Genomic DNA, 26,439 nt, shown 5'->3' on the forward strand with positions numbered 1-26,439 from the left:
TGGGGCGAGCCGACGGGTTCCCCCTCCCACGGGGTGCGAGGGGGAACCGATCGTCAGGACAGGCGACGGTCGAACGCGAGTTTCGGTTCGGCGGTGGGGATGTCGACGGTGTAGGCCCGCAGCCGCACCGACTCCGCGGACAGGTCCATGACCATGAAGCCGACGTCGTCGAAGTTCTGGTACAGGTTCGCCCGGTCCGGACTGGTGGACTTGCCGTGGCTGTTCTTCCCGGCCGCACCGGAGACGATCTGACGAGTGCCCTTGGACTCGGCGGTGGGATCGAGGACCTGCAGCGAGTGATCGTGCCCGGCGAGGATGAACTGGCACCGCCCCACCACGTGGTCCTCGTAGAACCGCTTCGCGTGCGCGCCGTTCATCGGCTCGAGCGGGATCCCGTCGTACTCACCGGCGTCGCCGTGCGATCCGTTGCTCAGATACGGGTGGTGGGTGCAGGCGATCTTCCACTTGGCGGGGGAGGACGCGATCGCCGCGTCCAGCCACGCGCGCTGCTCGTTCATGAACTGCCCGTCCGCCGCCCAGTACGGCACGAACAGCGGGGGCAGGTACGCGGCGACGGGATTGAGGTCGAGGACGAAGAACTCGACGATCGGGTTCTGCTCCGGCACCCGGACGGAGTAGTAGCGGCTGGGCATCCACCACTTGCGCGAGGACCGGTGGTAGGCCACCTCGTCGTCGCCCCGCAGCAGCCAGCCGCCGTCCCCGGGGAACACGGCGCTGTTGTCGTGATTGCCCAGGGCCATCACCCACGGGAAGTCGAGGCCGTGGTTCGGATCCTCGAACTTGGTCGCGAACTGGACGTCGCGGTCGCCGTTGGGTCCGGACTCGTAGATGTTGTCGCCGAGCCCGAGTGCCATCCCGAACGGGTCCGCCGCGTGCACGGCGCGGATCGCATCGGCGACGGCCCACTGCGCCGGGGTGCCGGTGCCGGCGTCACCGGTGACGAGCACCCGCACACTGTTTCCGGTGGGAAACGGGAACTTGGCGGTGTCCGCGACGGGGCCGGCAGCCGAGGCGGTGGGCGCCATGGCGACCATGGCGGCCGCACCGGCCCCGGTCGCGCCGGCAGCGGCGAGGAAACGGCGGCGGTTCATCGGATCGAGTTCGGTCACGAGGCACAGCAAACCCCAGAATGGACGTCCGTTCAACAGGAACCGCCGAGACCGGACACATGTTCACGCGACATTCATCCCGCGGCAGTGCTGCTGCGTACTCTGGGCCCATGACTACCACGCTCGACGAGATCGGCTCCGCGAAATACGTTCTGCTGACCACGTTCCGGAAGGACGGCACCCCCGTGCCGACGCCGTTGTGGGCGGCGATGGACGACGGGCGGCTGCTCATGTGGACGGTCACCGGGTCGTGGAAGGTCAAACGGATCCGCCGTTCCCCGCGCGTCACGATCGGGGTGTGCGACGCCCGTGGCAATCCCAAGGGTCCGCAGATCGACGCCACCGCGACGATCCTCGACGACGTCGGCACAGACCGGGCCCGCGCCGTGATCGCCCGCAAGTACGGGATCCTCGGCTGGATCGGCGTCAAGGGCAGTCTGATTCGACGCGGACGTAGTGGAACGGTGGGGGTGGCGGTAACGCAGTAGCGCTTCCGGGAGATGAACCAGAAGACAAGTATTCAGCGAAGAGTCCGAGGAAAGGCACACGATGGGTTCGAACGACATTGCAGCTCAGGTTGGTAATTGGCTCCGCGACGGCATGCTCGCCGGGAATCCGCTGGCGCTCGCGGCCGCCGCGATCCTCGTGCCGCTCGGCATGATTTTCGGATCGACAACGCTGTAGTTGCGCCAGGCGGGAGCATCGTCGACGCCGGGTCGGGGACAGCGTCTGCCGTACCGACACATCAGAGATCGAACCCGGCGACGGCGTTCCCGGTCAGCGGATTATGTTCGCGGGCATAGATTTCCAGGGTGGCGGGGTTCTTGTGTCCGGTCTGCCGCATGACTTCGTGGGCTTGGGCGCCGTTGCGGAACGCCTGGGTGACGAACCCGGCGCGCAGGGAGTGCCCGCCCAGTTTCGCGATCTTGGCGGGAGTCAGACCGGCGTCGGTGGCAGCGCGGCGGATCACCCCGTGAATGCCCTGCCCGGTCAGTGCGGCCTCGCCGATGTTCCCGTTCACGCGCAGCGGCCGGAACACCGGGGAGGTCGCGACGTCGGGATCGAGATCCGGGTAGGGGACATGGCAGATGTGCGTGGCGAATCTGCCGGGGGCGTCGAGTAGCTGGGCGGTAGCGTCGCGGCCGCCCCGATGGTGGGCGAGGAGGACATCGAGCCAGCGCCGGTACACGCACGGTGGGCAGGAGCGGTGCCCGACGGCGAACGGCGTGGCCTTGACCATGCCGTCACCGACCTGGTCGGTCTTCGATCTGCGCACCAGGATGTGCAGGCCGTCCTGCGGGTGCAGGGTGATGTCCCGCAGCTGGAGACCCGACAACTCGGAGCGGCGGAACGCCCCCAGGAATCCGAGCAGAATGACCGCCGAGTCGCGGCGTTCGCGCAGCCGGTCCTGCCACGTGTCGGCGTTCTCACGCAGGGTGGTGAGGATGTAGCTGATCTCGTCTCCGAGGAGGGGCGCGACACGCTTGGTTGGGCGCTCCCCGGCCGCGGCGTAGGTACGGCGGATTCCCGCCAACGTGTCCTTGACGATCTGCGTGCCGCCGGGGGCGGGTCGCGAGCAGGCGCGGTGCCAGTAGTTGATCGACGCCACCCATCGGGTGAGCGTGTTCGTCGCGTAGACGCGGTCCCCGGTCCCGGTGCGCCGCTCGGCGTGCTCGGTGAGATAGTCGGCGACGGTGTGCGGGTGCGCCGGCATCGGCACGTGGCCGCGCTCGGCACACCAGGCGCGGAACTTGTCCCAGTCGCCCCGGTAGTTCCGGACCGTCGACGGCGCGTGCCGCTGCTCGAGTGCCGCGACGATCCGAGCCTCCGCCGAGGCAGACAGTGCCGGGACGGCAGGTTCCATCCCCGGCGCCGACCGGGGCGTCGGACGTTCCGGAACGGCGGGCAGTGCGGGTACGGACGTGGCGATGTCGCCCTGCTCGCTCACATCCGTGCTCCTCTCGTCCCCGACGGGATGAGCGTACCGAGCGGTTCCGACATTTCCGGATGCCCAGCGGCCGGGATCACCCCACCCCGTCACAGTGACGAAATGACGCCATGTCTCGGGAAGGATTCAACGCGGGTGTGCAGGCTTTTCTTGCGGGTCCGGCGCGCCCGGCCGCACGCGATGTCGACAGGCGACGCCCACCCGGAACTGCTCGATACATGATGGCGCTAACTGTCATTAGCGTGAGTAGGACGATTCCGACGGTCCGGCAATGCTGTTGGGGCCGTCCGGTCGCTGGTCCGTCACCCCGCGTGCCGCAGCGCCACCGGCGGCAGGAACTCGGCCTCGAAGGACCGGGACCACCAGTCGCCGGTGATGCGGCGCTCCTCGCGGGTGGTGAACCGGTAGCGGAACATCCGGGCCCGCACGAACGCGGGCGGGGCATCCGGGAACGGATTGTGGTGCAGCAGTTTCAGGACCGAGCTGTCGCCCGCGAGCAGCCGACCCACCAACCCGCCGAACCACGGCGTCGCGTAGCCGGGGGAGATCGCGGCGAACCACATGAGCCAGTCCAGCCGCAGGTGATAGGGAGCGAATTGGCGCGGCCGCCGCCCCAGGTCGCCCGGTTTGCCCTTGAACTCGTATGCGCGCCACTCGCTGTCGGCGGTCACGTCCTCGTCGGCGGTGCCCTCGATGACGATCTCGTGCCGGGTCTTCGTGACGTGGCCGAACGCGCCGTAGGTGTTCACCAGGTGCCACGGATCGAACGATGCGTTCATCATCTGGTGGCTGGAGAACATGTTCCGCACAGGGCGGTAGCTCAGGGCGACGACGGCCACCGTCACCGCGAGGACCGGTACCGCGAACCACACCGGCACCACCCCGACGCCGCCCGGCACCGTCACCGGCAGGACGAACTGCCAGAAACCGTCGGGCAGCACCGACAGCCCCAGCACGATCGCGAGCCAGTTGAGCCACGAGAAGTTGCCGCTCGCCACCAACCACAACTGGGTCACGACCATGATCGCGGCGGCGCCACCGGCGACCGGCTGCGGGGCGAACAGGAAGAACGGCACGATCAGCTGCGTGAAGTGGTTGCCGGCGACCTCGACCTTGTGCAGGCGCCGGGGCAGGTGGTGGAAGTACCAGCTCAGCGGGCCGGGCATCGGCTGCGTCTCGTGGTGGTAGTACAGGCACGTCAGATCCCGCCAACACCGGTCGCCACGGATCTTGATCAGGCCGGCGCCGAACTCGAGCCGGAACAGCAGCCAGCGCAGCAGCAGCAACGTCAACACCGGCGGGGCGGTATCCCAGTTCCCGACGAACACCGCGAGCAGTCCCACCTCGAGCAGCAGCGACTCCCACCCGAAGCTGTACCAGAGTTGCCCGACGTTGACGATCGACAGATACATCCCCCACAGCAGCAGCCACCCGAGCATCGACACCGGCAGCGGGAGCCGGTCGATCAACCCGAGCAGTGCGAGCCCGGACAGCCCCGCGCCCGACCATGCGACGGCCGCGAAGAAGCGGTCCGAGTAGTGCACGTGGAAGATGCTCGGTGACCGTTGCCAGCGCGTCGCGTCGACGAAACGCCTGGCCGGCAGCATGCCGTGGTCGCCTATGAGCGGTTTGAACTGATTTGCCGCCACCAGGAACGCAGCCAGGTAGATCGCGGCCAGCCCCTCCTTGAAGAACAGCCGCGACAGCCAGTAGCCGTCCGCGTCCAACCAGTCCACAGCAGACCTTTCTGCTGTGGACGCTACTCGCTCACACCAGGTGCGGCAGGACCTCCTGCTCGAGCAACTCGAGACCGGACGTGTCGTATGCCGCCTCGGGCACGTAGAAGATCGCGTACTCCAGGCCCTGCTTCTTCAGCGCGGTCAGGTTCTCCACGATCTGCTCCGGGGTGCCGACGGCGGGCATGCCGCGGAATGCGTTCAGCGACGCGTCCGCCTTCTCTGCGCCGACGATCGGCGCCAGACGGGCCCGGAGCGCCTCGAGCCGATCCTGCACCTCGGCCTCAGTGCGGCCGATCGCGACGTTGTAGTTCGCGGACCGGGTGATGGCGTCGAAATCGGTGCCCACCTCCGCACAATGCCGGCGCAGGACCTCGGACTTGTGCGCGAACACCTCGGGGGTGCCGTCGAAGTTGGTGTACTGCGCGTACTTCGCCGCGATCTTCAATGTCACCTTCTCGCCGCCGCCGGCGATCCACAGCGGGATGCCGCCGTCCTGCAGCGGTAGCGGCCGGACGATCGCGCCGTCGACCTGGTAGTGCTTGCCGTCCAGCGTCGCGGTGCCCGTGGTCCACGCCTGCCGGAAGATCTGCACGCCCTCGTCGAGTCGCGCCAGCCGCTCACCGGCGGACGGGAATCCGTAGCCGTAGGCCCGCCACTCGTCCTCGTACCAGCCGCCGCCGATGCCCATCTCGACGCGTCCGCCGGAGATGAGGTCGGTGGTCGCGGCGACCTTCGCGAGATAGGCGGGGTTGCGGTAGCTCATCGCGGTGCATATCTGCCCCAGGCGCACCCGGTCGGTGACCGCGGCGAACGCCGCCATCAGCGACCACGCCTCGTGCGTCGCCTCCTCGGTGGGTTCGGGGACGGTGTGGAAGTGGTCGTAGACCCAGATCGACTCCCACAGCCCGGCGTCGGCGCGCAGCGCGAGGTCGCGCATCACCCGCCACTGATCGGCCGGGTCGATCCCGACCAGGTCCAGTCGCCAGCCCTGGGGCACGAAGAGTCCGAATCGCATCTGCGGGTCCTTTTCTCGCGAGGGATCTGCGGGGCCGCCAGTTACACGGCGTCCACGTACAGCCATCTTCCGTCCTCGCGGACGAACGTGCTGTGTTCGCGCATCGAGCCGCGTTCGCCGTGGTCGACGTAGTACGCGACGAATTCGACGGAGCCGGTGGTGTCCAGCAGGCCGCCCCCGCCGGTGCTCAGCACGTCCAGTCGGCGCCACACCTGCTCGGGGTCGAGATCCAACCGCTTCGGCCGGGTGCTCGGGTGCCAGGTCCGCAGCAGGTACGCCTCGTCGCCGACGGCGAACGCCGCATAGCGCGACCGCATCAACTGCTCGGCGGTCGGTGCCTCGGCGTCGCCGCGGTGGAAGCGGCCGCAGCACTGTCCGTACTGCTCGCCGGACAGGCACGGGCAGCGGTCGTCGTTCGAGATCGTGGTCATCGGGACCCTCACTGTGCCTGGCTGACGGAGGACATGTGGAAGTCCGGAATGCGCATGGGCGGCATGGCGGTTCGGGTGAACCAGTCCTTCCACTCGCGGGGCAGGGTCGCCTCGGTGGCGCCCACCTCGGTGGTCCGGCGCAGCAGGTCCAGCGGGCTCTCGTTGAAGCGGAAGTTGTTGACCGACGCGGTGACCGCGCCGTCCTCGACCAGGTACACCCCGTCCCGTGTCAGCCCGGTGACCAGCGCCGTGGCCGGATCGACCTCGCGGATGTACCACAGCGTCGTCAGCAACAGCCCGCGTTCGGTGCGCGCGACCATGTCGTCGAGGGACGCGTCCCCGCCGCCTGTGAGCAGCAGATTGTCGCCCGGCACGGCGACGGGCGCGCCGAACTCGGCGGCCGCCGCGCGCGGGTACGCGAGTGCGTTGATCACGCCGTCGCGGATCCAGTCCACCCGCGCGGCGTCCATGCCGTTGTCGAACACCGACAGGGTGTCGCTCGACGAGGTGGCCGCGACGAACGGGGCGTACCCGAGCCGGTCGGCGTGCGGATCGGAGAACAGGGTCAGCGGGATGTCGGTGAGACGCTCGCCGACGCGGGTGCCGCCGCGCCGGGACAGCGCGGTGTGGCCCTCCTGCGCGCCGCGCCCCTCCATCGCCCACATCAGCGGAATCATCAGGTCCGACACCGCCGACGGCGGCAGCACCGTCTCGTACCGTCCCGCCGGCAGGGCGACCGTGCGGGCCGACCAGTCCAGTCGGGTGCCGAGGTCGGCGAGCAGTCGGGGGATCGACACGTCCGTGAAGTCGAGGCTCGAGGTGCCCACCCACGCGCTGGCGTCGCCGCGCTTGCCGTTGATCTCGATCGACCCGGTTGGCTGCGTGAAGCGGCGTCGGATCCCGGTCGAGGTTCCCAGCCACGTGGTGTGCACCTGGTGGTGCGCGAACCCGTACAGCCGGTCGGCGCCGTCGAAGCCGTCCGCGAGCCCGGGGACCAGGCCCTCGAACACCCCGACCCCGGTGGTCGCGGGACCCTCGGCCCAGCCCGGGCCGGGAGGGCCGTCCGCCGTCAGGAGATCCATCGCGTCCTCGGCGGGCTGCGCGGCGCGGGCGGCCGCCTCCGCGGCCCGCACGACCTCGGCGACCGACCCGGCATCGACGGTGGACGACGTCACCGCACCCACCCGGGCGGACGTGCCGTCCCGGACGATCGCGATCGCCGTCCAGGACCGGGAGGTCGAGACCCCGTTCGTGGTCATCGAATTGCCGGCCCAGCGCAGCGACGCCTCGCCCGCGTCGGTGACCAGCACCATCGCCTCGTCGACGGTCGAGAGCGCGAGCGCGCGCTCGACGAGTTCCTGCGCCGCGATCACCGCGGAGCCTCCGCTCGTCATCACTGTCCGCCCTCAGTCCGGGTGTTGAGCACGTTGACGCCGCGGAACAGCGCGGACGGGCAGCCGTGGCTCACGGCCGCGACCTGGCCGGGCTGCGCCTTGCCGCAGTTGAAGGCACCGCCGAGCCTCCACGTCGAGGGCCCGCCGACCGCCTCCATCGATCCCCAGAAGTCGGTGGTGGTGGCCTGGTAGGCGACGTCGCGGAGCTGACCGTCCAACTCGCCGTTGCGGATCCGGAAGAAACGCTGGCCGGTGAACTGGAAGTTGTAGCGCTGCATGTCGATCGACCAGCTTTTGTCGCCGACGACGTAGATGCCGTCCTCGACCCGCGCGATGAGGTCGGCGGTGCCGGTGTCGGCGTCCGGATCGGGCTGGAGCGACACGTTCGCCATCCGCTGGATCGGCACGTGGTGGGCCGAATCCGCGTACGAACAGCCGTTGGAGCGCTCCAGGCCGAGCCGCGGCGCGAACACCCGGTCCAGCTGGTAGCCGACGAGCGTGCCGTCGCGCACCAGATCCCAGCGCTGCGCGGCGACCGCGTCGTCGTCGAAGCCGACGCTCGCCAGACCGTGGGTCTCGGTGCGGTCGGCCGTCACGTGCATGATCGGGGTCCCGTAGCGCAACGTGCCGAGCAGATCCGGGGTGGCGAACGACGTGCCCGCATACGCCGCCTCGTAGCCGATGGCCCGGTCGTACTCGGTCGCGTGCCCGATGGATTCGTGGATCGTCAGCCACAGGTTGGTGGGGTCGATCACCAGATCCGTGACGCCTGCGCGCACGCTGGGTGCGGCGATCTTCGCCGCGAGCAGCGTCGGGATCTCGGCGAGTTCGGTGTCCCACTCCCAGCCGGCGTCGCCGCCGAGGTATTCCCAGCCGCGGGCGACCGGTGGTGCGAGGGTGCGCATCGTCTCGAACGTCCCGGCGTCGGCGTCCACCGCGGTGGCCTCGAATTCGGGATGCAGGCGCACCCGCTGCTGCGTGATGGTCGACCCGGCGAGGTCGGCGTGGAACGTCTGCTCCTTGACCTGCAGGCAGTTCGCGGTCACGTGGTCCACGCCGGGAGCCGTGAGCAGCCGGTGCGAGTAGTCGGCGAGCAGCGCGACCTTGTCCGCGGTGGCGACGCCGAACGGATCGGTCCGGTAGTCCGAGACCCACGTCGCGTCCGAATACACCGGCTCCGGGGCAAGTTCGACGCGTTCCCGGTTGAGCGACCGTAGCGTTCGCGCCACCTGGACCGCCTCGATCGCGGTCGCCGCGGCGGTGGCCGGGGTCAGTTCGGCGTGGGAGGCGAACCCCCACGTCCCGTCGACCACGACGCGGACCGCGAAACCCGTCTCCACGCCGTCGTCGACGGACTGGACCTTGCCGTCGCGCAACCGCAGCGACTGCGTGACGAGACGGTGCACCCGCAGATCGGCGTGCTCGGCGCCCGCGGCACGGGCGACGGCCAGCGCGGCGTCCGCCAGCGCATGCAAAGGCAGGTTCGTGAACTCTGGGTCGACCGGATGGTCGGACGCGACTGCGCGCGGGACGGCGCTGTGGGTGACGATCACCGGCCCAGCCTAGTCGGCCCCCGGGCCACACCCTCGTGGCAAGCGTCGCGTTCGATCACTCCGGCCAGGCATTGTTCTGGATGATCTCGACGAAGTCCTTCCGCTGGAACGAGGGGTCGAAATGCGCCAGGACGTCGTCGTTCATGGTCCCGAACGTGGTGTCGGGACGATCGGCCATGCCGTGGTAGAACGCCTGCAGGATCCGGTTCTTGAAATCCGGGCGCGGATGCGCCGCCACGACTTCGGTGCGCTGCTGCTCGGTGATCTCGTCGAGATCGAGGCCGAGGACGTCGGTCTCCACACCCAGGGTCACCACCGCGACCTCCGGCGCGAGGTGCAGCGGCACCTCCGGAGTGGTGTGCAGCGCGATCGCCAACCAGACATTGCGGGAATCCTGCTCGGACCGGCCGTGCTCGAGCAGGAACGTTCGGGCAGCCTCGGCGCCGTCGAGCTCGAAGCGTCGATCTTTGGTGGCATAGGCCGATGTCAGGCCCAGATCGTGAAAGAGGCCACCCACGTAGGCCAGCTCGAGATCGACTTCGCGCCCGCGCGCCGCCGACTTCAACGCTCCCCAGAGGAACACTCGACGTGAGTGGTTGAAGATCGTGTCATCGGCCACGTCCCGGACCAGCGAAGTGGCCTCTCGAACCAGGTCGGTGTCGGGAATGGCGATACCTGCAATGACTTCAGGCATTGGTTGCCTCCAGAGTCGCGGATCACTTTGACGGATTCCACTGTTCCGAACTGTCCGGTCCGAACTGTCCGGCGCGCACGTGTCGGCCTCGGCGAACACCTCCGCCGGCCCCGCCACGTCGAGCATCTTCACGTCGTCGAACACGATGAAGACGGCTGCTCGACCATGCGCCATGGTCTCTGCCTCTCGTGTTTGTCGCTGCGATGAGTATGTCAGGAACGGTCGATGGCGAGCCGGTGTTCGTCCCGGCAGGCGCCGACCTCCTACGCTGCTCGCCATGCGGAGGTTCAGTCTGTGGCTGCGTGAACGGCCCATGGTGGCGGACTCGATGCTCGCCGGGTTGCTGTTCGCCCTCGAGATCGCGTCCGCGTTCGGCCGGACGGCGCCGGTGCTGTACGTGATCACCGGTGCGGGGCTGTGTCTGCCGCTCGTGTGCCGGCGCCGGCATCCTCGTGCGGCCGCGACCGTCGTACTCGTCATGTCGATCGTGTGCACGATCACGCTCTACGCCACCGACGATCTCAACGCCGACGAGAACTCGCACCCGGGCGTGTTCGCCCTCGCGATCTCGCTGTACACGCTCGTCGCCTACGTGGGCCGGCGCGCGGCCGCCTACTACGCCGTCGGTCTGGTGATCGACACCACGGTGTCGATCCTGTTGCTGGACCAGGACGCGCTCCTGATCGGGATCTTCTCGGCGCTCGCGTACACGCTGTCCTGGATCCTCGCCGAGTTCCTCGGCGCCCGCCGCGCCTACGACGAGGAGGTCGCCGCGCGCCTGACGATCGCGGAGTTCGACCGGGACCGGCGCGCCGAGGACGCCGTCTACGCCGAACGCACCCGCATCGCCCGCGAGTTGCACGACGTCGTCGCGCACGCGGTGAGCGTGATGATCGTGCAGGCGGACGGTGCGTCGTACGCACTGCACCGGGACCCGGAGAAGGCGGAGCGGGCGCTGTCGAACATCGCGAGCACCGGCAGGCAGGCGCTGTCCGAACTGCGCCGCACCGTCGCGTTGCTGCGCTCGCCCGCGACCCCCGACGAGATGCCGCAGCACGGCACCGCCGGCCTCGCCCGGGTGGTGGAGACGATGCGTGAGGCCGGGCTCGCCGTCGAACTCGTGCAGTCCGGCGCCATCGACGACGTCAGCCCGTCGGTCAGCCTGGGCGTGCACCGACTGGTGCAGGAGTCCCTGACGAACGTGCTCCGGCACTCGGGGGCGAACCCGAAGGCGTGGGTGCACGTCGCGCGCCGCGACTGCGACGTCCTCGTGGAGGTCGTCGACAACGGCAGTTCCCGGTACGGCAGCGCCGCGGCCCGCAAGCGGATCGTCGGCTCCGGCAACGGGCTGGTGGGCATGCGCGAGCGCGTCGCGGTGCTCGGTGGCACCCTCGAGGCCGGACGCCGACCCGACGGCGGCTGGACCGTGCGCGCCGAGATCCCACTGGACCCCGACGAATGAGGATGCGACCGGGCACCGACACCCACTAGATTCGTCGGGTGCCCATCTCCGTGCTGCTCGTCGACGACCAGGAACTCATGCGCATGGGCTTGACGATGGTCCTCGACGCCCACGACGACATCGTCGTGGTGGGGGAGGCGGCCGACGGTGCCGGAGCCATCCAGGCCGCCGCGGATCTGCGGCCGGACGTGGTGTTGATGGACGTGCGGATGCCCGTGGTCGACGGGGTGACCGCCACCGCGCGGATCCTCGAGTCCGGCGGTCCCAGCCGGGTGCTGGTCATGACCACGTTCGACCTCGACGAGCACGCCCTGAGCGCGCTGCGCGCCGGGGCCAGCGGATTCCTCCTCAAGGACACCCCACCAGAGGACCTCGTCTCGGCGATCCGCAGCGTCGCCGCCGGCGACGCCGTCGTCTCGCCGCGCGTCACCCGGCGGTTGATCTCCCGGTTCCTGAACGACGACATCACGCCGTCCCGCGACCCGGCGGTGCTCGACGGGCTCACCGACCGCGAACGCGAGGTGCTGTGCCTCGTCGCCGGAGGCCTGTCGAACTCCGAGATCGCCGACAAGCTCTACCTGTCCGAGGCCACGATCAAGTCCCACATCGGCCGCGTGTTCGCCAAGCTCGGAGTGCGCGATCGCGTCCAGGCCGTCGTCCTGTCCTACGAGACCGGGCTGGTGCGGCCGGGTATGTGACAACGGGCACGGACGTCCTCATGGATGTTGCTGGTGGCGTGGCAGAGGGTGGTTGCGGGGTAGATCAGTGGTGGTCCTCCGGTGAGGCATTGGACGTTGTCGACGGAGGCTTGGATGCCGTCTGTCGCGAGGTCTGTTGCGGCTTGGCTGCGGACGGCGTTCTCGATGTCCTTGGGGGCGAGTGCCCCTGTGTCGGCACTGCTGATCGCGCGGTCGCGGGAACCGGGCGCCCGGTAGCACGCAACGTCGACCCGGAGGGCCGCGACCACATCGGGCGCGTCGTCGACCCCGGCGCGCAGCACTCGGCGCCGCAGACCGGTCCGAGATCGTCAGTGACAGTGCGGCATTCGACAGTGGGAAGCTCCGGCCGACGCTAGCAACGACATCGCGAGCACCGTCGCACCGACGCCGCACTGGCCGAGATCGCCGCGCCGCGCTACGATTGCGCCGATGACGACTCACTCTGATCCAAGATTGGGGGCCCAATTCGCACACGGTGAGTGCTGATGCACCATCCGTCCGCGAACGGGACCAATCCCCGACTTTCCTTCTGGCTGCGCGTGCGCGAGTTCGCCGTGCCGCCGTCCATGATCGAGACCGCGACCAACCGACGCCTCGCAGATGACTGGTCCGGGGCCTGTGCCGCAGCGGGTTTCGACGACGACATCGACCTGCGGGCACTGACCCGCAGGCATGGCCGGGACATCGCGACACAGGTCCTGGCCGACCTGCGACACCTGGCACCTGACCTGCTGCGCTGGCATCTGCCGCGGGTGGCACCCGACGGACTGTTGCGCCCCGGACTGACTGTCGCGCTGGCGCGATATGGTCCGCCGGAACGCCGAAACAGTTGCGGCGAGCCCGGTTCGGTACAACTGGTGGCCCGCACCGCGCCTTCCTGGGCGGATGCCGGACAGCGGATCGTACTGACCCTGTGGGACGGCACGGACTCCACCCACCACCCCCATCCCCGCCCCAACCGGCGGTACCGACTCGACCTCCATCGGCACCTGTGGGACGTGCGATGGGTCGGTGATCTACGAATGCGCTGCGGGACAGGGATATCACCGGCGCTCGCCGCGGCCGATCCCGCCCTGGCCGAGTCGGTACCAGAGGGCTGCGCCGTGGAGCGCTGGGCAGCTGAAGCCGGAATCCTGCTCCGCGCGGACGGCCAGCGGGACGGGCCCGTGCGGGTGCGGTGCGGGGGTCGGTACGACGTGGTGGTGGAGCCGATCGGCGGCGGCGCTGATCCCGCCGCGGTGCGGCTGGTGGACGACTACCCGCGAGGTCGGCTCGCCGCGCTCCCGGTGCTGTCCGATGCCGCGACCTGGGTGCTGCCCGATCTCGAGCTCCTTCGGTCGGGAGCGATCACCGCCGACCGGTTGCACCCGCTGGTTGCCGCCGCGCTGGAGCCGGGCTGGTCTCCGCCGGCTCCGTCCCGGACGCCGAATCGGGAGAACCGGATCAACTTGGTGGACTGCCGCGGTGAACGACACCGGATCGGACTGGCCGACGGTGCACTGACCGCACTCGATCACGACCCCGCCGAGGTCCGACGCGAGGAACTGCTCGTCGCACTGGGTGGCACCCCGCTACCGTGCCTGCAGGCCATCGACCAGGCCCATCGCCGTCCGGACTGCCTGCCCGGCGTTCGTGAACGTCTGGAGCACGGAGACGCCGCCGGGGCGCTGGCCGTCGTCGAAGGACTGCTCGGCCCCGACGCAGTCCTTCGTGACGGCCCCCTGTTGGACGAACTCCGGGCGTCCGCGGATCGCCGGAGCACGTACGACAGGTTTCGCACCGAACCGGTGGAGACGCCGCCCGTATCGCGATCGCGGCGCTCCAGGCGGTCGCGTCGCGCCCGCTCACGCTGAGCCCTCCCTTCACATCCCCGAAATCCGCTGTCCCGCAATGCGGCCGGATGGCCGCCGTCTGCGACTCCCTCGACAACACAGGTGATGCACATGTCTTCCACGCTCCTTCCGAACCGGTCCGGGACCGAACTCGACAGTGCCGCAGCACTGTCGGCGATGCTCGGCGCGGTCACCACCGAACCCCGTCCCGACGACCAACTCGAGGCCCTCACCCTGGCGGTGTCCGCGGACCTGCCGGTACTGCTGTGGGGTGAACCGGGAATCGGCAAGACCGCCGCCCTGACCCAGCTCGCCGAGGCCGTGGACCTGCCGCTGACCACCGTCATCGCGAGCGTCCACGAGCCGTCGGACTTCTCGGGTCTGCCCGTCCTCGGGGACGACCCGGCAACACACGGTGTCCCGATGGCCCCGCCCGACTGGGCCGTCCGGCTCGTGCAGGCCGGGCGGGGGCTGCTGTTCCTCGACGAACTGTCGACGGCACCGCCCGCCGTGCAGGCGGCCCTGCTCCGGCTCGTCCTGGAAAGACGAATCGGGGCACTGCAACTCCCGCCCGGTGTCCGCATCGTGGCCGCCGCCAACCCGCCGTCCTCGGCGGCGGACGGCTGGGAACTGAGCCCACCGTTGGCGAACCGCTTCGTGCACCTGCACTGGACCCACGACCACGAGGTGGTCGTCCGGGGCCTGGGCGGAACCTGGCCGCGCGCGACGTTGCCCCGTCTCGACCCGGCCAAGTTCTCCGACGCGGTGACCTTCGCCCGCCGCGCGGTCTGCGAGCTCCTCACCGCTCGCCCCGCTCTCGTGCATCAACTCCCCAACAGTCAGACCCGCCGCGGCGGCGCCTGGCCGTCCCCGCGGAGCTGGGACATGACCGTGCGGCTGATCGCCTTCGCCACCGCCGCCTCGTCGTCGACGGACGTGCTGTCCCTGCTGGTCCGGGGCAGCGTCGGCGACGGGCCCGGTTTCGAGCTGCTGGCCGCCATCGACCGCATGGACCTCCCGGACCCCGAGACGCTGCTCGCCGATCCGGCGGCCGCCGACCTCCCCGATCGCGGCGATCTGCGCCAGGCTGTGCTCGACGCGGTGGTCGCCGCAGTCCGCCGACGGCCGGAGAAATCCCGCTGGGACGCAGCGTGGATGCTCCTGGTCGCCGCGGTGCAGACCGGGCCACCGGACCTCGTGGTCGTCCCGGCGACCACACTGGCCGTCCTGCGCCGGGAGGACTGGGAGGTGCCGGCGGAGATCGACCAGCTCGCCGGGGTCGTGTCGGTGTCCCTGGCGGCGGACCGCGCCGCCGACCGTGCCTCGGCGCAGGCCCGTCGATGACGGCGGCGCAGGCGCTCGATCCGGACAAGATCTACGCCGCCCGGCTGCACGCCGCGCGCGCCCGGCCCTACCTGGCGACCGCCCTGTATGCGCTGCACATCGTCGCGTCGCCCCGGGTGCCGACGATGGGTGTGGATCGGCACTGGCGCTGCTACGCCTCGCCCGTCTTCGTCGCCCAGCGGCCGGCGGAGGAGCTGGCCTCGCACCTGGTCCACGGGGTGTCGCATCTGCTGCGCGATCATCACGGCCGCAGCGACCGCTACGCCCGCGCACACGACCTGACCGGTCGCGCGGAGCGGCTACGGATGAACCTGGCCGCCGACGCAGAGATCAACGACGACGCGTTCGGCGACGGATTGCTGGTACCCGACGATGCCGTTCTGCCGTCGACCCTGGACTTGCCCGGCGGGCAGCTCATGGAGGACTACCTGCGCCAGTTCCGCCTCGGTCCCCGCACCGACGGTCTGACGTGGCTCGACTGCGGCAGCGGAGCCGACGGGCTGTGTCGGGAGTGGGAGCTCGGTCCAGACGGGGCGAACGGGCTCAGCGACCAGCAGCGGGACGCTGTCCGATTCCGGGTGGCACACAGCATCGTCGGTCGGCCCGGAAATGCGCCCCGCGGATGGCAGCGGTGGGCGGAGGAAGCCCTGCACCCGACACAGCCGTGGCGAGCCCTGCTGGGCGCGGCGATCCGCACGGCCACCTCCTCCTCCGGCACCGGAGAGAACTACACCTACCGTCGCCCGGCGCGGCGCTCCGCCGCCGTGCCCGGCGCGGTGCTGCCGAGCTTGCGGCGCACCCCACCCCGGGTGAGCGTGATCGTCGACACGTCGGGATCGGTCAGCGACGCGGACCTGGGCAGCGCACTGCTCGAGGTGGCCGCCATCACGCGGGCCGTGGGCGGGCGTCGCGACCTGGTCACGGTGCTGTCGTGTGACGCGGCGGCCCGGGTCGTGCACCCGCTGTGCCGGGCTGAGGACATTCCGCTGTTCGGCGGCGGTGGCACGGATCTGCGCGCCGGATTCACCAGAGCGCTGCGCAGTCGGCCCCGCCCCGACGTGGTGGTCGTCCTCACCGACGGCCAGACCCCTTGGCCGAGCAGCCGGCCAGGGTGTCGAACGGTGGTCGGTCTGTTCCCTCCGGTGGGTCCTCGAGGCCGGCCGGTCCTCGACTCCGTTCCGGACCGGCCACCGGGATGGGCGCAGGTGGTGGAGATCGGCACACCACGGGTCTGAGTGGCTCTGTGGTGCGTGTGACCCATGGGACCATGGTGGCGTGAGAGCACAGTCGGAGAGGGATCTGGCAGGGGACCGAGCCCGGACCCGCTCGGGAGGCGGGCATCCCGAGTCGTCCCGCAACGCGGAGACGGGACGATTGTCGCGCGGCGGCAGGGCGACAGGGTCGCCGCGGACTCGATTCAGGGTGTGGTCCGAGCGGCCGCTGTTCGACTTCCACGTGATCCTGAGCGTGACGGCGTTGCTCGTGACCGTCGGTCTGACGATGGTGTTGTCGTCGTCCAGCGTCGAGTCCTTCGTCTCGTCCGGCTCGCCGTATGCGCGATTCATCCCGCAGGCCATCTACGCCGCGATCGGTCTCGTCGCCTTCGTCGCCATCGTTCGGGTGAGCACCCGGACGATCCGCGCGCTGGCCCCGTGGTTGCTCGGGATCGCCGGTGTCCTCCTGGTCCTCGTGCTCATCCCCGGCATCGGTGTCGAGCAGATGGGTGCCCGCAGCTGGTTCGTGGTCGGCGGAATCTCGTTCCAGCCATCGGAGTTCGCGAAGGTCGCGCTGGCCATCTGGTGCGCGCATCTGCTCGCGACATACGTGTCGGCCGGTGTCGACGTCAACAAGGCGCTCAAACCGCTGGCCCTGGTGAGCGTTCTCGTCATGGCGCTGGTCGTCCTCCAGCGCGACCTCGGCACGATGATCACCATCGGCATCATCTTGATGGCCATGCTCTGGTTCGGTGGATTCCGCACCAGCACCGTCGCCGCGATCACGATCTCCGGCGGCGTGGCGTCCCTTGTCCTCGGCCTGACCGCGGGATACCGCTCCGATCGGATCAAGGCGTTCATGAATCCGACCATGGACCCGCAGGGCTTGAACTACCAGACCATCCAGGCCAAGTACGCCCTCGCGAGCGGCGGAGTGTTCGGCAAGGGGCTCGGCCAGTCGGACGCGAAGTGGAGCTACCTACCGCAGTCGCACAACGACTTCATCTTCGCGGTCATCGGGGAAGAACTCGGCTTCCTCGGAGCGTTCCTTATCATCGTGCTCTTCGCGATCGTCCTCCTGATCGGGATGCGTATCTCGCAGCGCTCGACCGACCCGTTCCTGCGGATCCTCGCCGCCGCATCGACGACGTGGATCGTGCTCCAGGCCTTCATCAACATCGCCTACGTCGTCGGTCTGGTGCCGGTCACCGGTCTCCAGCTCCCGCTCATCTCCGCGGGCGGGACCTCGATGATCACCACGATGATGATGTTCGGCTTCATCGCGCACGCCGCGCTGCGCGAACCGGAAGCACTCGTCTCCCTGAACGGCGGCGGTAGCCGCTGGATGCGAACCGTGTTCGGTCGCCCCGTCGAACCGCCGAAGGCGCGGCCCGCTCGACGTGCCCGCGCCCCACGGACGCCCACCGACTCCGGCCGGACCACACGCCGGCCGTCCCAGGCGCAGGCCCAGTCCGGGGCCCGGGCGCGGGACCGTGCCGACGACCAGCGACCCCGCGAACGGTCGACGGCCCGCCGATCACGCAGGTAGAACCGCAACCGGATACCCCGACGTGCCGTTCGGGATCGGGAACTCGGTCCGCCTACGATCCGCGGAGGTCGGTACCCACGCAGGAGGTTGCTGTGATCAAGGTGAACCAGGTCGTCTCGCTCGCAGAGGCGGCGAAACTACGCGACGTCGACCTCGTGGGGATCTGCCTGGGCGATCCGGGGACGACCGACAAGCGGGTGGTCGACGCGGGCACGTTCGTAGCCCTGCAGGAGACGGTCGGTCCCCGAACGTCGCTGTACGTCGACGCGTCGGCGGGCTACGCCCCGGACAGCGTCGTCGATGCCGTCGATTCGCTGCGGCCCACCTACTTCGAGTTCACTGCGGTGGATTCGGCCAAGATCTCGAAAGTCGACGAGCAACTGGATCTGTTGCAGCGGCTGACGGTGCCGAAGATCGCGAACGGCTTCTTCATCCTGAAGGACGACGTGTCCCTGCTCGACAGTCTCGAGCATCTGGACCGGCTCGTCGACGCGGGCGTCGCCTACTTCCAGCTGGAGATCAACTCCTTGGTCGATGCCGGGTTCCGGATCTCGGCGTCGAACCGCAAACGGATGGTCGCGATGTTCGCCCGATACCCGTGCATCGTCAGCGACGTCTGTGCCGCGGCTCCGGTGCCCCCGGAATTCGGTCATGCCGGGGTCTACTTCAATCTGGGGAACGGTCGGGTGCCCAGCTACGACTTCTCGGACAGGCAGAGCACTCTTCCGGGCGTCATCCGGGCACTCCGCTCGAGGTCGGGTGGCTGACCCGAAGGGCATCCGATCCGGTCCCGCCACATCGACCCATCGACATACGGCGACCTTTACCGGGTCCAGGCTCCGTCGGCGGTGAAGGCTCATTTGGCGAAGCGTTCCCCGATGAGGCGGTGGGTGGCGGCATCCGGGTGGAGTTGATCGGGCAGCGGCAGCTCCGCGTAGTCGGCGTCACCGTAGAGCTCGCACCCATCGAGGTAGTGCAGATGGGGGTCGTCCTCGGACCGCTGCGCAACGATGCGAACCAACTCGCTCCGAATGGCGCCGAGTGTCAGCTTTCCGGCCGCCCGTTCGGCTACACCAGCTTGGAGTTGAGCGGAGGGTTCAGTCACAGCGCTCCCGACTCTCAGGAGTCCTGGTCACGAATCCTGGACGCCCTGGACTCCCTGCTGGCCAACTGGCCCACGAACGACTCGGCTCGCTGATCTCGGGGGTGCCCCGCCGTCGGGAACGCGGTCGGTTGTGAACCGTGTTGACGGCATGTCCCGGCCGGCGGATCGGAAGTTCAGGGTGTTCCCCGATGCGTCCGCCTGCTGTGGGCGCGATGATCGGGCGATGAACATTGCCGGGTGGTGGACGCAGCTGAGCGGTGAGACGCGGGACTGGTTGGTCGAGCACAACGGGGAGCCGCTGACGCCGTCGGTCAGAGCCGAAGTGGTCGCCGTGAAAGACGGCGACCTCGATCCGAGCTGGTGGTCGGGGGAGTCCGTCGACGGGCAGTCGGAGCTGACCGATGAGGCAATCGACTGGATCGAGGCGCGGGCGAACGACGAAGTCCCCGGACCCTGACGATCGCCGACCACCGGATCGCGACTTCCGTCGTAGGTTGAACCTCGCACATGACGGACAGGAGGCTGAGGTGGCAGAGACGACGGTGGCCGAGGTGATGGCCGAGCTGGCCGCGCTCGAGGACCCGAAGATCCGCAAGGTGAACGAGAAGCACGGTGACGATCACGGGGTGAACCTCGGCAAACTACGCGCGCTCGCCAAGCGGCTGAAGACGCAGCAGGAACTCGCGCGCCGGCTCTGGGGGACCGATGACACCGCGGCGAGGTTGCTGGCGATCCTGATCTGCCGCCCGAAGGCCTTCGAGCGTGACGAGTTGGACGTCATGCTCCGCGAGGCGCGCACCCCCAAGGTGCACGACTGGCTCGTGAACTATGTCGTCAAGAAGAATCCGCACGCCGAGGAGCTACGCGCGACCTGGTCGGCCGACCCCGATCCCGTGGTCGCGAGTGCCGGCTGGGCGCTGACCACCGAACGCGTGGCGAAGAAGCCGGAGGGCCTGGACCTCGCCGGACTGCTCGACGTCATCGAGGCGGAGATGAAGGACGCCCCGGACCGCCTGCAGTGGGCAATGAACCACTGTCTCGCTCAGATCGGGATCGAGCACGCCGAGTACCGCGACCGCGCCATCGACATCGGCGAGCGCCTGCGGGTGCTCGAGGACTACCCGACGCCGCCGAACTGCACATCTCCGTTCGTGCCCATCTGGATCACCGAGATGGTGCGGCGTCAGGGCGCGAAGTAGCTGGGCCCGACCGTGATCGGGCCCAGCTCGCGTTCGCCGTGCGAACTACTTTCGGCGTGATCGCACAGCGAGCCAGCCGCCGATACCGCCGACGGCGACCACAGCGGCAGCGACTGCGATCCAGACTCCGGAGAACGCGAGTCCGCTGGTCGTCGAATCCGAGTCGGCCGCGGCTGCCTCTGCCGCGGCATCGCCGTCCGCGGTGGCTTCCTCGGCGACCGTGCCACCGGCCGACGCGCCGGTGGCGGCCGAGCCCTCCCCGAAGATCCCGTCCGTGATCGCGGTCGAGTACGACGGGCCGGTCTCGGTGTCCCCACTGACGGTCAGGTCGAGTCGAATCGGCACCGGAAGGCCTGCGTCGCCGGACGGCGTCGAACCCACTTTCACCGCGATGTAGTACCAGCCCGGCACAGCCTCCTTGCGGATGGCGAGGTCCTCGGATGTGCGATTGCCGTATCGGATCGGCACCGTCGCGAACGCTGAGTCATTCGCCGGCAGTACGTACTCGGTGCCGGTGTAGGACCCGAAGTCCGAGTCGATCTCCTCGCGGGTGGGGGAGTACATGGTGGTCCGGACATTGGAGACGTTCTCCACACCGCGGCCACCGTTCGCGTCGTAGTGCACGCGGTACGCCAGCCCCTGGCCCCAGTCCAGCTTCACCCGGTAGAACACGAACTCGCCCGGCTGCAGAGTGTCGGTGTACCAGCCGCTGCCGTCGAGTTCGGTCGCGACGTTGAAGGATCCGCCTCCGGCCGCCGGGGTGCCCGATCCGACGGGTTCGACGAACGTGGTCGGCGACCCTACCGCCGCTGGGTCGGAGTCGGTTGCGGCGGGCTCGATCCCGACGAGCAGTTCGATCGGCAGCCGTTCCGGCGCCCCCTTGGAGGTCTTGTCCCAGCTGAGCGCGAAGTAGTAGCGCCCACCACCTCGGCACTTGTCGGCACCGGTGCCGTCGCCCGCGCGCTTCTCGGTCGCGCCGTCGAACGTCTCGGTAACCGTCAGCGCCGCACCGTCACTGGAGTAGACGAGCTGTTCGAATTCGTACTTGTTGCAGTCGCGGCCGTCCTCGCCGTACACGCGCATGCTCAGGACGTTCGTGTCCTCGACTCCTGGGATGCCGGGTACGCGGGGATACGACATGGTTCCGCTGACGTAGGCGGTGGCACCGTCCGGGATATCGACGGCGTAGTAGCGCGATTCCTTCTGCCCGAGGGTGTCCAGGTACTGGCCCGGTTCCGCGAGCGGCGCGGTCTCGTAGGTGGGCGCGCCAGTGATCGACGTGCCGGCGGCCTTGTAGTTGCGCAGTGCTGCGGCAGTGACCCGTGGCAAGGTCCGCTCCAGCGCCGGCCCGTCCGCGACATCGGTGTAGGTGCCGCCGGTGGCCTGTGCCATGCATGTCAGCTGAGCACGGGCCTTGTCATCGACTCCGAAGCCGATCGCGTGCATCACCAGATCGACACCCTGTGTCTTCAACTCCCTGGCGACCTCGCATGGTTCGGGCGGCGCACAGGTGTCCTCGCCGTCGGAAACCAGCACGATCGAACGCGGACCCGAGTTCGGCAGTTCCGCGGCGGCCTGGCGCAATGCGTTACCCATCGGCGTCCAACCGCTCGCTGCGATACCGTCGACCGCACTGTTCAGAGCGGCCCTGTCGAGAGTCTCCGGCTGGTGCAACACTCGGACGTCACGACAGCCGGCAGCCCTCTCGGCGTCATCACTTCCCGTGCCGGTGCCGTACACCGTGAGTCCCACCTTCGAATCTGTGGGCGCGCCGTCGACGAAGGCGTGGACGGCGTTCTTGGCGGCATCCATCATCGTGCCCGCCGGATCGGGCCGCTGCATGGAGCCGGACGCATCCAGAACGAGCATGGTCGGCGCGTATTGCGGGGCGGATTCCCCGCTCTCCTGCGCCTGAGCGGGCACTCCCGCCAAGGTCAGGCTGACAAGCCCGGCCGCAAGCCCCGCAGTAAAAGTGGTCAGTCCAACTGCAATCCTCGGCATTGTCCCCCGCCTGATTTGTGACCTCTGCTTCGATTTCGGTGCCCGACACTACAGAACCTTCGACATTGCTGACGGCCGTTGTCGCAGAACCGGTCCGACGTCGCGCCGTCCACCGCAGTCCGTTCCGGCACCCGCTCACACTCCCGACGTGGGCTCCGCTCACAGGATGCGAACGGCTTACGGCCTGAGGCGTAGACGCCCGAATCGCAGAACGAATCCATTCTGGAGAATGCTCGGGACGTTCGTGGCAGTCTGCACATCCCGGCGAGCTACACGGCTCCGAATGTGATTGTGTGAGCACAGTTCAGTTCGTACGTCCGGTAACGAAGGGAGACGGTTCGCGATATGTCCAGAGCGCGGCGACGTCTCGGTTCCCGCGGTCTCGGATCCAGGGGAGTGATCATGAGCAGACATTTGATTCGTCGCGGCGGTGCAGCGGCGCTCGCAGCAGCCGGACTCAGCACTGCGGTGGCGGCCGGCGGAGGCGCAGTCGCGAACGCCCAGCCTGCCCCGCCCACATCGACGACCATGACGTGCGGAAGCGCGAATCCTCTCTTTTGGGCCCCGGCATTCACGTGGACCATCAATGCCGCGTCGGGAGAGTCGCTCCGTCCCGGTGGGGCCGCGCTGGAGCCGTCGATCCTGCTCAGCGGCGGCAACGAACTGCCCGCGCCTCCCGCCGGCCTGCTGCCGAGCTTCGGCGTCAACTGGTACGGCACACGGGTGTTGGTCGACTGGCACAACACCACGACCGGAGAGTCCGGCCGCAGCGTCAGCGACGAGGCCGCCTGGCAGCAGAAGCCCGGAATCCCGGTCAACCGAACCTGGACCGGGACTGGGACGGTGGACTTCACCGTCACCGTCGAGACCGGCGCGGGATGGCGGTTCATCAATCCGCAGAACGCCGTCTGCCAGGGAACGATCTCAGTGGTACCCGGGCGGCCGTAAAGGCCCGGGCGATGGTCGTGCCCCCGATGTCGCTCCCGCGGCGGCGCCGAACCACGTGGGCAGCTGACTGACCAGATCCTGCTGATCCTCACCGACCCACGCGACGTGGCCGTCCGGCCGCAGCAGTGCGGCGGGCACGTCCAGTTCCTCGCTGACGTCGACGACGTGGTCGATCCGATCCGCCCATCCCGACACCGAGAGCCGGCCGGTCTGGTCCAGCAGCAGTCCACGACCGGCGTGCATCTGCCCGTAGAGGTGCCCCCGCTCGAGCCTGACGTCCCGCAGCCGCCGGCCGAGCAGTTCGTGCCCCGCGCCGAAGTCGTAGCGGATCCCGATGGCGGTGATCTTCTCGATCAGGTACCGGTTCACGTCCTCGAAGTCCATCAGTTCCGCCACCAGCCGGCGCACTGCCTGGGCGCCGGGCTCGAGGGACATCAGCTCCATCAGCACGCGGGTGGTGTCCAGCACGTCGGCGGCCACCGGGTGCCGTTCGGTGTGATAGCTGTCCAGAAGCCCCTCCGGCGCCCAGCCCCCCACCTCGGCAGCCAGTTTCCAGCCCAGGTTGAACGCGTCCTGGATGCCCAGGTTGAGTCCCTGCCCGCCGCTCGGTGGGTGGATGTGCGCCGCGTCGCCGGCCAGCACCACCCGTCCGGTCCGGTAGCGCTCGGCCAGCCGGGTCGCGTCGCCGAAGCGGGACAGCCAACGCGGTGAGTGCACACCGAAGTCGGTGCCGGCGATGGCGCGCAGTTGCTGCTTCAGCTCATCCAGGGTGGGCGGGACCGTGCGGTCCTCGGCCACTCCCGCCGCGGGAACGATGACGCGGTACATCCCGTCCCCGAGGGGCATGGCGCCGAACCGCAACTGGGTCTTGCGGACCTGGGCCATCACGGCGTCGAGGGTCGCGGTCGATGCCGTCAGAGCTACCTCCCCGAGCAGCGTCTCCACCCGGCTCGGCTCGCCGGGAAAGCCGATGCCGAGCAGTTTGCGCACCGTGCTGCGGCCGCCGTCGCAGCCGACGAGGTAGTTCGAATGCAACCGGGTGCCGTCGGCCAGCAGGGCGGTCACCGAGTGGTCGTCCTGACTCAGCCCTACCAGTTCGCAGCCGCGCCGGATCTCGACTCCGAGTTCGGCGGCATGCTCGGCCAGGAGACGGTCGGTCACAGGCTGCGGGATGCCGAGGACGTACGGGTGCGCGGTGTCGAGCCGTTCGGGTTGCGGCTTGGGAATGCCGGCGAAGAAGCCGTTGACCGGGTGCCGCCGTCCGTGCGCGAGGAACCTGTCGAGGAGACCACGCTGGTCCATCACCTCGATGCTGCGCGCGTGCAGGCCGAGGGAGCGGACCACTTCGGTGGGCTTCGTCTCCTTCTCCAGTACGAGCACGTGCACCCCGTGCAGCCGCAACTCGGCGGCGAGCATCAGGCCGGTCGGTCCGCCGCCGGCAACGATCACGTCGATCATCGAGACCCCCGTTCGAGAAGGTTGCATTTCGGCCAGCTGCTCCGCGTGGGCCGGAGGTGCGCACACCGGCACCGCGTGTCCCTGATTTCCACAGGTTCTGGCCTCGGCCGGAGATTCTGCAGCACTACCGGGGTCTTGCCGCAAGGCCCCGGGTGCGCGGTATGTCGAGAGTGGCGAGGAGCGGGCAATCCCCTCGTCTTCGTCATTCATGGAGCGATACATCCGTTCGATCCGCACGGCACGACGCCTTGTGCTCGCACCCGCGGCTAGGGTGGCGGGCATGATGGGGGAGAGGCGCTGGGGAGCGTCGTTGTTGCCGGCGGCCGTGGCGATCGGTGCCCTGCTCGGGTGCACAGTGAACGACGAACAGCCAACGGCCGCTGACAGGTTCACCCCTGCCGAGGGTGGCCGCGCCCTTCACCTACCGGACGTCGGCGCGGCGGAGGACTCGTGGCTGGAGCTGGGCGTGTCGTGGACCGGCCGGGTGTCGTTGCCGCAGAACGGATTCACGGCCTGCCACCACTACACGGACCCGCTGGCGGGCGGCGAGAGCTGGGGGTACGAGGTGACCACCAGCGACTTCACCGACTACGACGGTGGCGGCGAGTCGCCGGGCCAGGACTTCTCGATCCAGGCGAGTCTGAACATCCTGTTCGGGGACGGCGACGAGCGGACGAACGCGGTGTCGATCGCCTTCTCCGGCCCGGACGGCGAGCACTACCGACTCGGCGGCACCACCGGCGAGGGCCTGCGGGTCGCGGCCGGCGAGGACCACACGGCCCTGACGTTCACGATCAACGGCCTGGCCACCAGTATCGATCGCGATCCGGTCTGGACCGCGGCCGCCGGATCGATTCGGTGCGACTCGATCGAGGAGATCGCGAACGGTCGCACCTCGTGAGATCCGCTTCACCGATCGTGAAGGGTCTCCGACGGCGACCGCCGGAGACCCTTCACGATCGATCCGTCCGGGCTACGCCGTGAACTGCCCGACGGTGCCGAGTGCGGTGCAGGTGGTGCCGGAGTCGTACTTCACCTGACCGAACAGCGCCGCGAGGACCGTGCCCTCGCCCGTCTCCACCGTCTTCGACAGCGTCGGCACGTTCAGGAGCGTGTCGTCGAGCGGCACGACCCCACCCTCGAGCGTCGTCACGTTGAACCACGCCACCTGCAGACCCGATTCCTTGGGAATGGCGAGATGTGCCGGCACCGCCTGGAAGCGCAGGTTGCCGCGCTCGATCCACGGCGGCAGCGGGAAGTTCGGCCCGGCCTGCGCGCTCGCGACGGTCACCGTCATCGGATTCCCCGCGACCCCGCATCCGAACGTGGGCGCCGGGAACATGAAGTCCTTCGCCGTGGTGGCGCCGACCTCCTGGCCGGTCGCGCCTTCGATGAGCTCGGTGACCCCGGGCGTGCCGAGCAGGCCACCGAGGAAATCGGATGCCTGGGGAGCGTTCTTGGTGAACTGCTCGAGCAGGCCCTGCAGCGGCGGGGGCGCGGGTGCCACCGGGGCCGCGGTCGCGACGCCCGAGAACACGACCGCACTCGCGGCCGCACCCGCGACCGCGACGGACAGGCGGGTCAACAATCGGCGTGTGGTGGTGCTGCGGCCGAAGCGACGAGACATGTGAACTCCTCCCTGGGGACCGGCCCTCCCAGCCGATCGATACCGGTACTCGACCACGCGAGAAGTCTCTACGTCAA

Annotated in this window: 26 protein-coding genes; 13 read left to right on the forward strand and 13 right to left on the reverse strand. The window is 69.1% G+C overall.

Features of this window, described 5'->3' with window-relative positions; translation table 11 throughout:
- Window positions 1-53: 53 nt before the first annotated feature.
- Complete coding sequence (locus DEU38_RS15675; RefSeq protein WP_114722341.1) at window positions 54-1,130, reverse strand: metallophosphoesterase; 1,077 nt, start codon at window positions 1,128-1,130, stop codon at window positions 54-56.
- A 110-nt stretch (window positions 1,131-1,240) separates the two neighbouring features.
- Here DEU38_RS15675 and DEU38_RS15680 point away from each other — a divergent pair, with 110 nt between their 5' ends.
- Both DEU38_RS15680 and DEU38_RS29235 read left to right on the forward strand, forming a co-directional pair.
- Entirely contained in the window at window positions 1,241-1,618 is a 378-nt protein-coding gene (locus DEU38_RS15680; RefSeq protein WP_114722342.1) for a PPOX class F420-dependent oxidoreductase, read from the forward strand.
- Between the two features lie 61 nt (window positions 1,619-1,679).
- Window positions 1,680-1,814 (forward strand): hypothetical protein, encoded by a 135-nt coding sequence (locus DEU38_RS29235; RefSeq protein WP_258557936.1) that lies wholly within the window; start codon window positions 1,680-1,682, stop codon window positions 1,812-1,814.
- Between the two features lie 61 nt (window positions 1,815-1,875).
- On the opposite strand, the gene DEU38_RS15685 is transcribed toward DEU38_RS29235, so the two are convergent.
- The 7 genes from DEU38_RS15685 to DEU38_RS15715 all read right to left on the reverse strand — a co-directional run bounded on the left by DEU38_RS15685 (window position 1,876) and on the right by DEU38_RS15715 (window position 9,904).
- Window positions 1,876-2,994, reverse strand: a complete 1,119-nt coding sequence (locus tag DEU38_RS15685) for a site-specific integrase (RefSeq protein ID WP_114722453.1) — start codon at window positions 2,992-2,994, stop codon at window positions 1,876-1,878.
- A 386-nt stretch (window positions 2,995-3,380) separates the two neighbouring features.
- Window positions 3,381-4,814, reverse strand: coding sequence for a lipase maturation factor family protein (locus DEU38_RS15690; protein WP_114722343.1), 1,434 nt, complete (start codon window positions 4,812-4,814; stop codon window positions 3,381-3,383).
- 31 nt (window positions 4,815-4,845) lie between these two features.
- Complete coding sequence (locus tag DEU38_RS15695; RefSeq protein WP_114722344.1) at window positions 4,846-5,832, reverse strand: LLM class F420-dependent oxidoreductase; 987 nt, start codon at window positions 5,830-5,832, stop codon at window positions 4,846-4,848.
- A gap of 41 nt (window positions 5,833-5,873) precedes the next feature.
- On the reverse strand, window positions 5,874-6,263 hold the full coding sequence (locus tag DEU38_RS15700; RefSeq protein WP_114722345.1) for a YchJ family protein: 390 nt from the start codon (window positions 6,261-6,263) through the stop codon (window positions 5,874-5,876).
- An 8-nt stretch (window positions 6,264-6,271) separates the two neighbouring features.
- Window positions 6,272-7,636, reverse strand: a complete 1,365-nt coding sequence (locus DEU38_RS15705; RefSeq protein WP_114722454.1) for a metallopeptidase TldD-related protein — start codon at window positions 7,634-7,636, stop codon at window positions 6,272-6,274.
- A 20-nt stretch (window positions 7,637-7,656) separates the two neighbouring features.
- On the reverse strand, window positions 7,657-9,210 hold the full coding sequence (locus DEU38_RS15710; RefSeq protein WP_258557938.1) for a TldD/PmbA family protein: 1,554 nt from the start codon (window positions 9,208-9,210) through the stop codon (window positions 7,657-7,659).
- Window positions 9,211-9,265: 55 nt separating this feature from the next.
- Window positions 9,266-9,904, reverse strand: coding sequence for an HD domain-containing protein (locus DEU38_RS15715; protein ID WP_114722456.1), 639 nt, complete (start codon window positions 9,902-9,904; stop codon window positions 9,266-9,268).
- 277 nt (window positions 9,905-10,181) lie between these two features.
- On the opposite strand from DEU38_RS15715, the gene DEU38_RS15720 reads away from it, so the two are divergent.
- Together DEU38_RS15720 and DEU38_RS15725 are read left to right on the forward strand one after the other, a co-directional pair.
- Window positions 10,182-11,366, forward strand: a complete 1,185-nt coding sequence (locus DEU38_RS15720) for a sensor histidine kinase (protein ID WP_114722346.1) — start codon at window positions 10,182-10,184, stop codon at window positions 11,364-11,366.
- Window positions 11,367-11,404: 38 nt separating this feature from the next.
- Window positions 11,405-12,064: a response regulator transcription factor gene (locus tag DEU38_RS15725; RefSeq protein ID WP_114722347.1), complete on the forward strand. Its 660-nt coding sequence runs from the start codon at window positions 11,405-11,407 to the stop codon at window positions 12,062-12,064.
- Here the strand turns inward: DEU38_RS15725 and DEU38_RS15730 are convergent.
- Entirely contained in the window at window positions 12,031-12,366 is a 336-nt protein-coding gene (locus tag DEU38_RS15730) for a hypothetical protein (protein WP_114722348.1), read from the reverse strand. The genes DEU38_RS15725 and DEU38_RS15730 overlap by 34 nt on opposite strands.
- Window positions 12,367-12,570: 204 nt before the next feature.
- Between DEU38_RS15730 and DEU38_RS15735 the strand changes: the two genes are divergently transcribed.
- The 5 genes from DEU38_RS15735 (at window position 12,571) to DEU38_RS15755 (ending at window position 18,791) form a co-directional block, all read left to right on the forward strand.
- Complete coding sequence (locus tag DEU38_RS15735; RefSeq protein ID WP_258557939.1) at window positions 12,571-13,938, forward strand: hypothetical protein; 1,368 nt, start codon at window positions 12,571-12,573, stop codon at window positions 13,936-13,938.
- 84 nt (window positions 13,939-14,022) lie between these two features.
- Entirely contained in the window at window positions 14,023-15,261 is a 1,239-nt protein-coding gene (locus DEU38_RS15740; RefSeq protein ID WP_114722350.1) for a MoxR family ATPase, read from the forward strand.
- Window positions 15,258-16,496: a DUF2201 family putative metallopeptidase gene (locus DEU38_RS15745; RefSeq protein WP_114722351.1), complete on the forward strand. Its 1,239-nt coding sequence runs from the start codon at window positions 15,258-15,260 to the stop codon at window positions 16,494-16,496. Before DEU38_RS15740 ends, DEU38_RS15745 begins: the two co-directional genes overlap by 4 nt.
- 187 nt (window positions 16,497-16,683) lie before the next feature.
- Entirely contained in the window at window positions 16,684-18,024 is a 1,341-nt protein-coding gene (ftsW, locus tag DEU38_RS15750) for a putative lipid II flippase FtsW (RefSeq protein ID WP_258557940.1), read from the forward strand.
- Between the two features lie 92 nt (window positions 18,025-18,116).
- Window positions 18,117-18,791: a hypothetical protein gene (locus DEU38_RS15755; RefSeq protein ID WP_114722353.1), complete on the forward strand. Its 675-nt coding sequence runs from the start codon at window positions 18,117-18,119 to the stop codon at window positions 18,789-18,791.
- Window positions 18,792-18,880: 89 nt separating this feature from the next.
- Here the strand turns inward: DEU38_RS15755 and DEU38_RS15760 are convergent, their stop codons facing one another.
- Complete coding sequence (locus DEU38_RS15760) at window positions 18,881-19,129, reverse strand: hypothetical protein (RefSeq protein ID WP_397484720.1); 249 nt, start codon at window positions 19,127-19,129, stop codon at window positions 18,881-18,883.
- Window positions 19,130-19,352: 223 nt separating this feature from the next.
- Here DEU38_RS15760 and DEU38_RS15770 point away from each other — a divergent pair, with 223 nt between their 5' ends.
- On the forward strand, window positions 19,353-19,586 hold the full coding sequence (locus tag DEU38_RS15770; protein ID WP_114722354.1) for a hypothetical protein: 234 nt from the start codon (window positions 19,353-19,355) through the stop codon (window positions 19,584-19,586).
- Between the two features lie 70 nt (window positions 19,587-19,656).
- Entirely contained in the window at window positions 19,657-20,328 is a 672-nt protein-coding gene (locus DEU38_RS15775; RefSeq protein WP_258557941.1) for a DNA alkylation repair protein, read from the forward strand.
- 45 nt (window positions 20,329-20,373) lie between these two features.
- Here DEU38_RS15775 and DEU38_RS15780 read toward each other — a convergent pair whose 3' ends face one another.
- The gene (locus DEU38_RS15780; protein WP_114722355.1) at window positions 20,374-22,197 is read right to left on the reverse strand and encodes a VWA domain-containing protein; all 1,824 of its coding nucleotides are present in this window, start codon (window positions 22,195-22,197) and stop codon (window positions 20,374-20,376) included.
- A gap of 534 nt (window positions 22,198-22,731) precedes the next feature.
- Between DEU38_RS15780 and DEU38_RS15785 the strand changes: the two genes are divergently transcribed.
- Complete coding sequence (locus DEU38_RS15785; protein ID WP_114722458.1) at window positions 22,732-23,277, forward strand: hypothetical protein; 546 nt, start codon at window positions 22,732-22,734, stop codon at window positions 23,275-23,277.
- Here the strand turns inward: DEU38_RS15785 and rox are convergent.
- Entirely contained in the window at window positions 23,254-24,735 is a 1,482-nt protein-coding gene (rox, locus tag DEU38_RS15790) for a rifampin monooxygenase (RefSeq protein ID WP_114722356.1), read from the reverse strand. The genes DEU38_RS15785 and rox overlap by 24 nt on opposite strands.
- A 280-nt stretch (window positions 24,736-25,015) precedes the next feature.
- On the opposite strand from rox, the gene DEU38_RS15795 reads away from it, so the two are divergent.
- Window positions 25,016-25,636: a hypothetical protein gene (locus DEU38_RS15795; protein WP_258557942.1), complete on the forward strand. Its 621-nt coding sequence runs from the start codon at window positions 25,016-25,018 to the stop codon at window positions 25,634-25,636.
- A gap of 72 nt (window positions 25,637-25,708) precedes the next feature.
- Here the strand turns inward: DEU38_RS15795 and DEU38_RS15800 are convergent, their stop codons facing one another.
- Window positions 25,709-26,362, reverse strand: coding sequence for a hypothetical protein (locus tag DEU38_RS15800; RefSeq protein ID WP_114722357.1), 654 nt, complete (start codon window positions 26,360-26,362; stop codon window positions 25,709-25,711).
- Window positions 26,363-26,439: the final 77 nt, after the last annotated feature.

Source organism: Rhodococcus sp. AG1013 (genome assembly GCF_003350365.1).
GTDB lineage: Bacteria > Actinomycetota > Actinomycetes > Mycobacteriales > Mycobacteriaceae > Prescottella.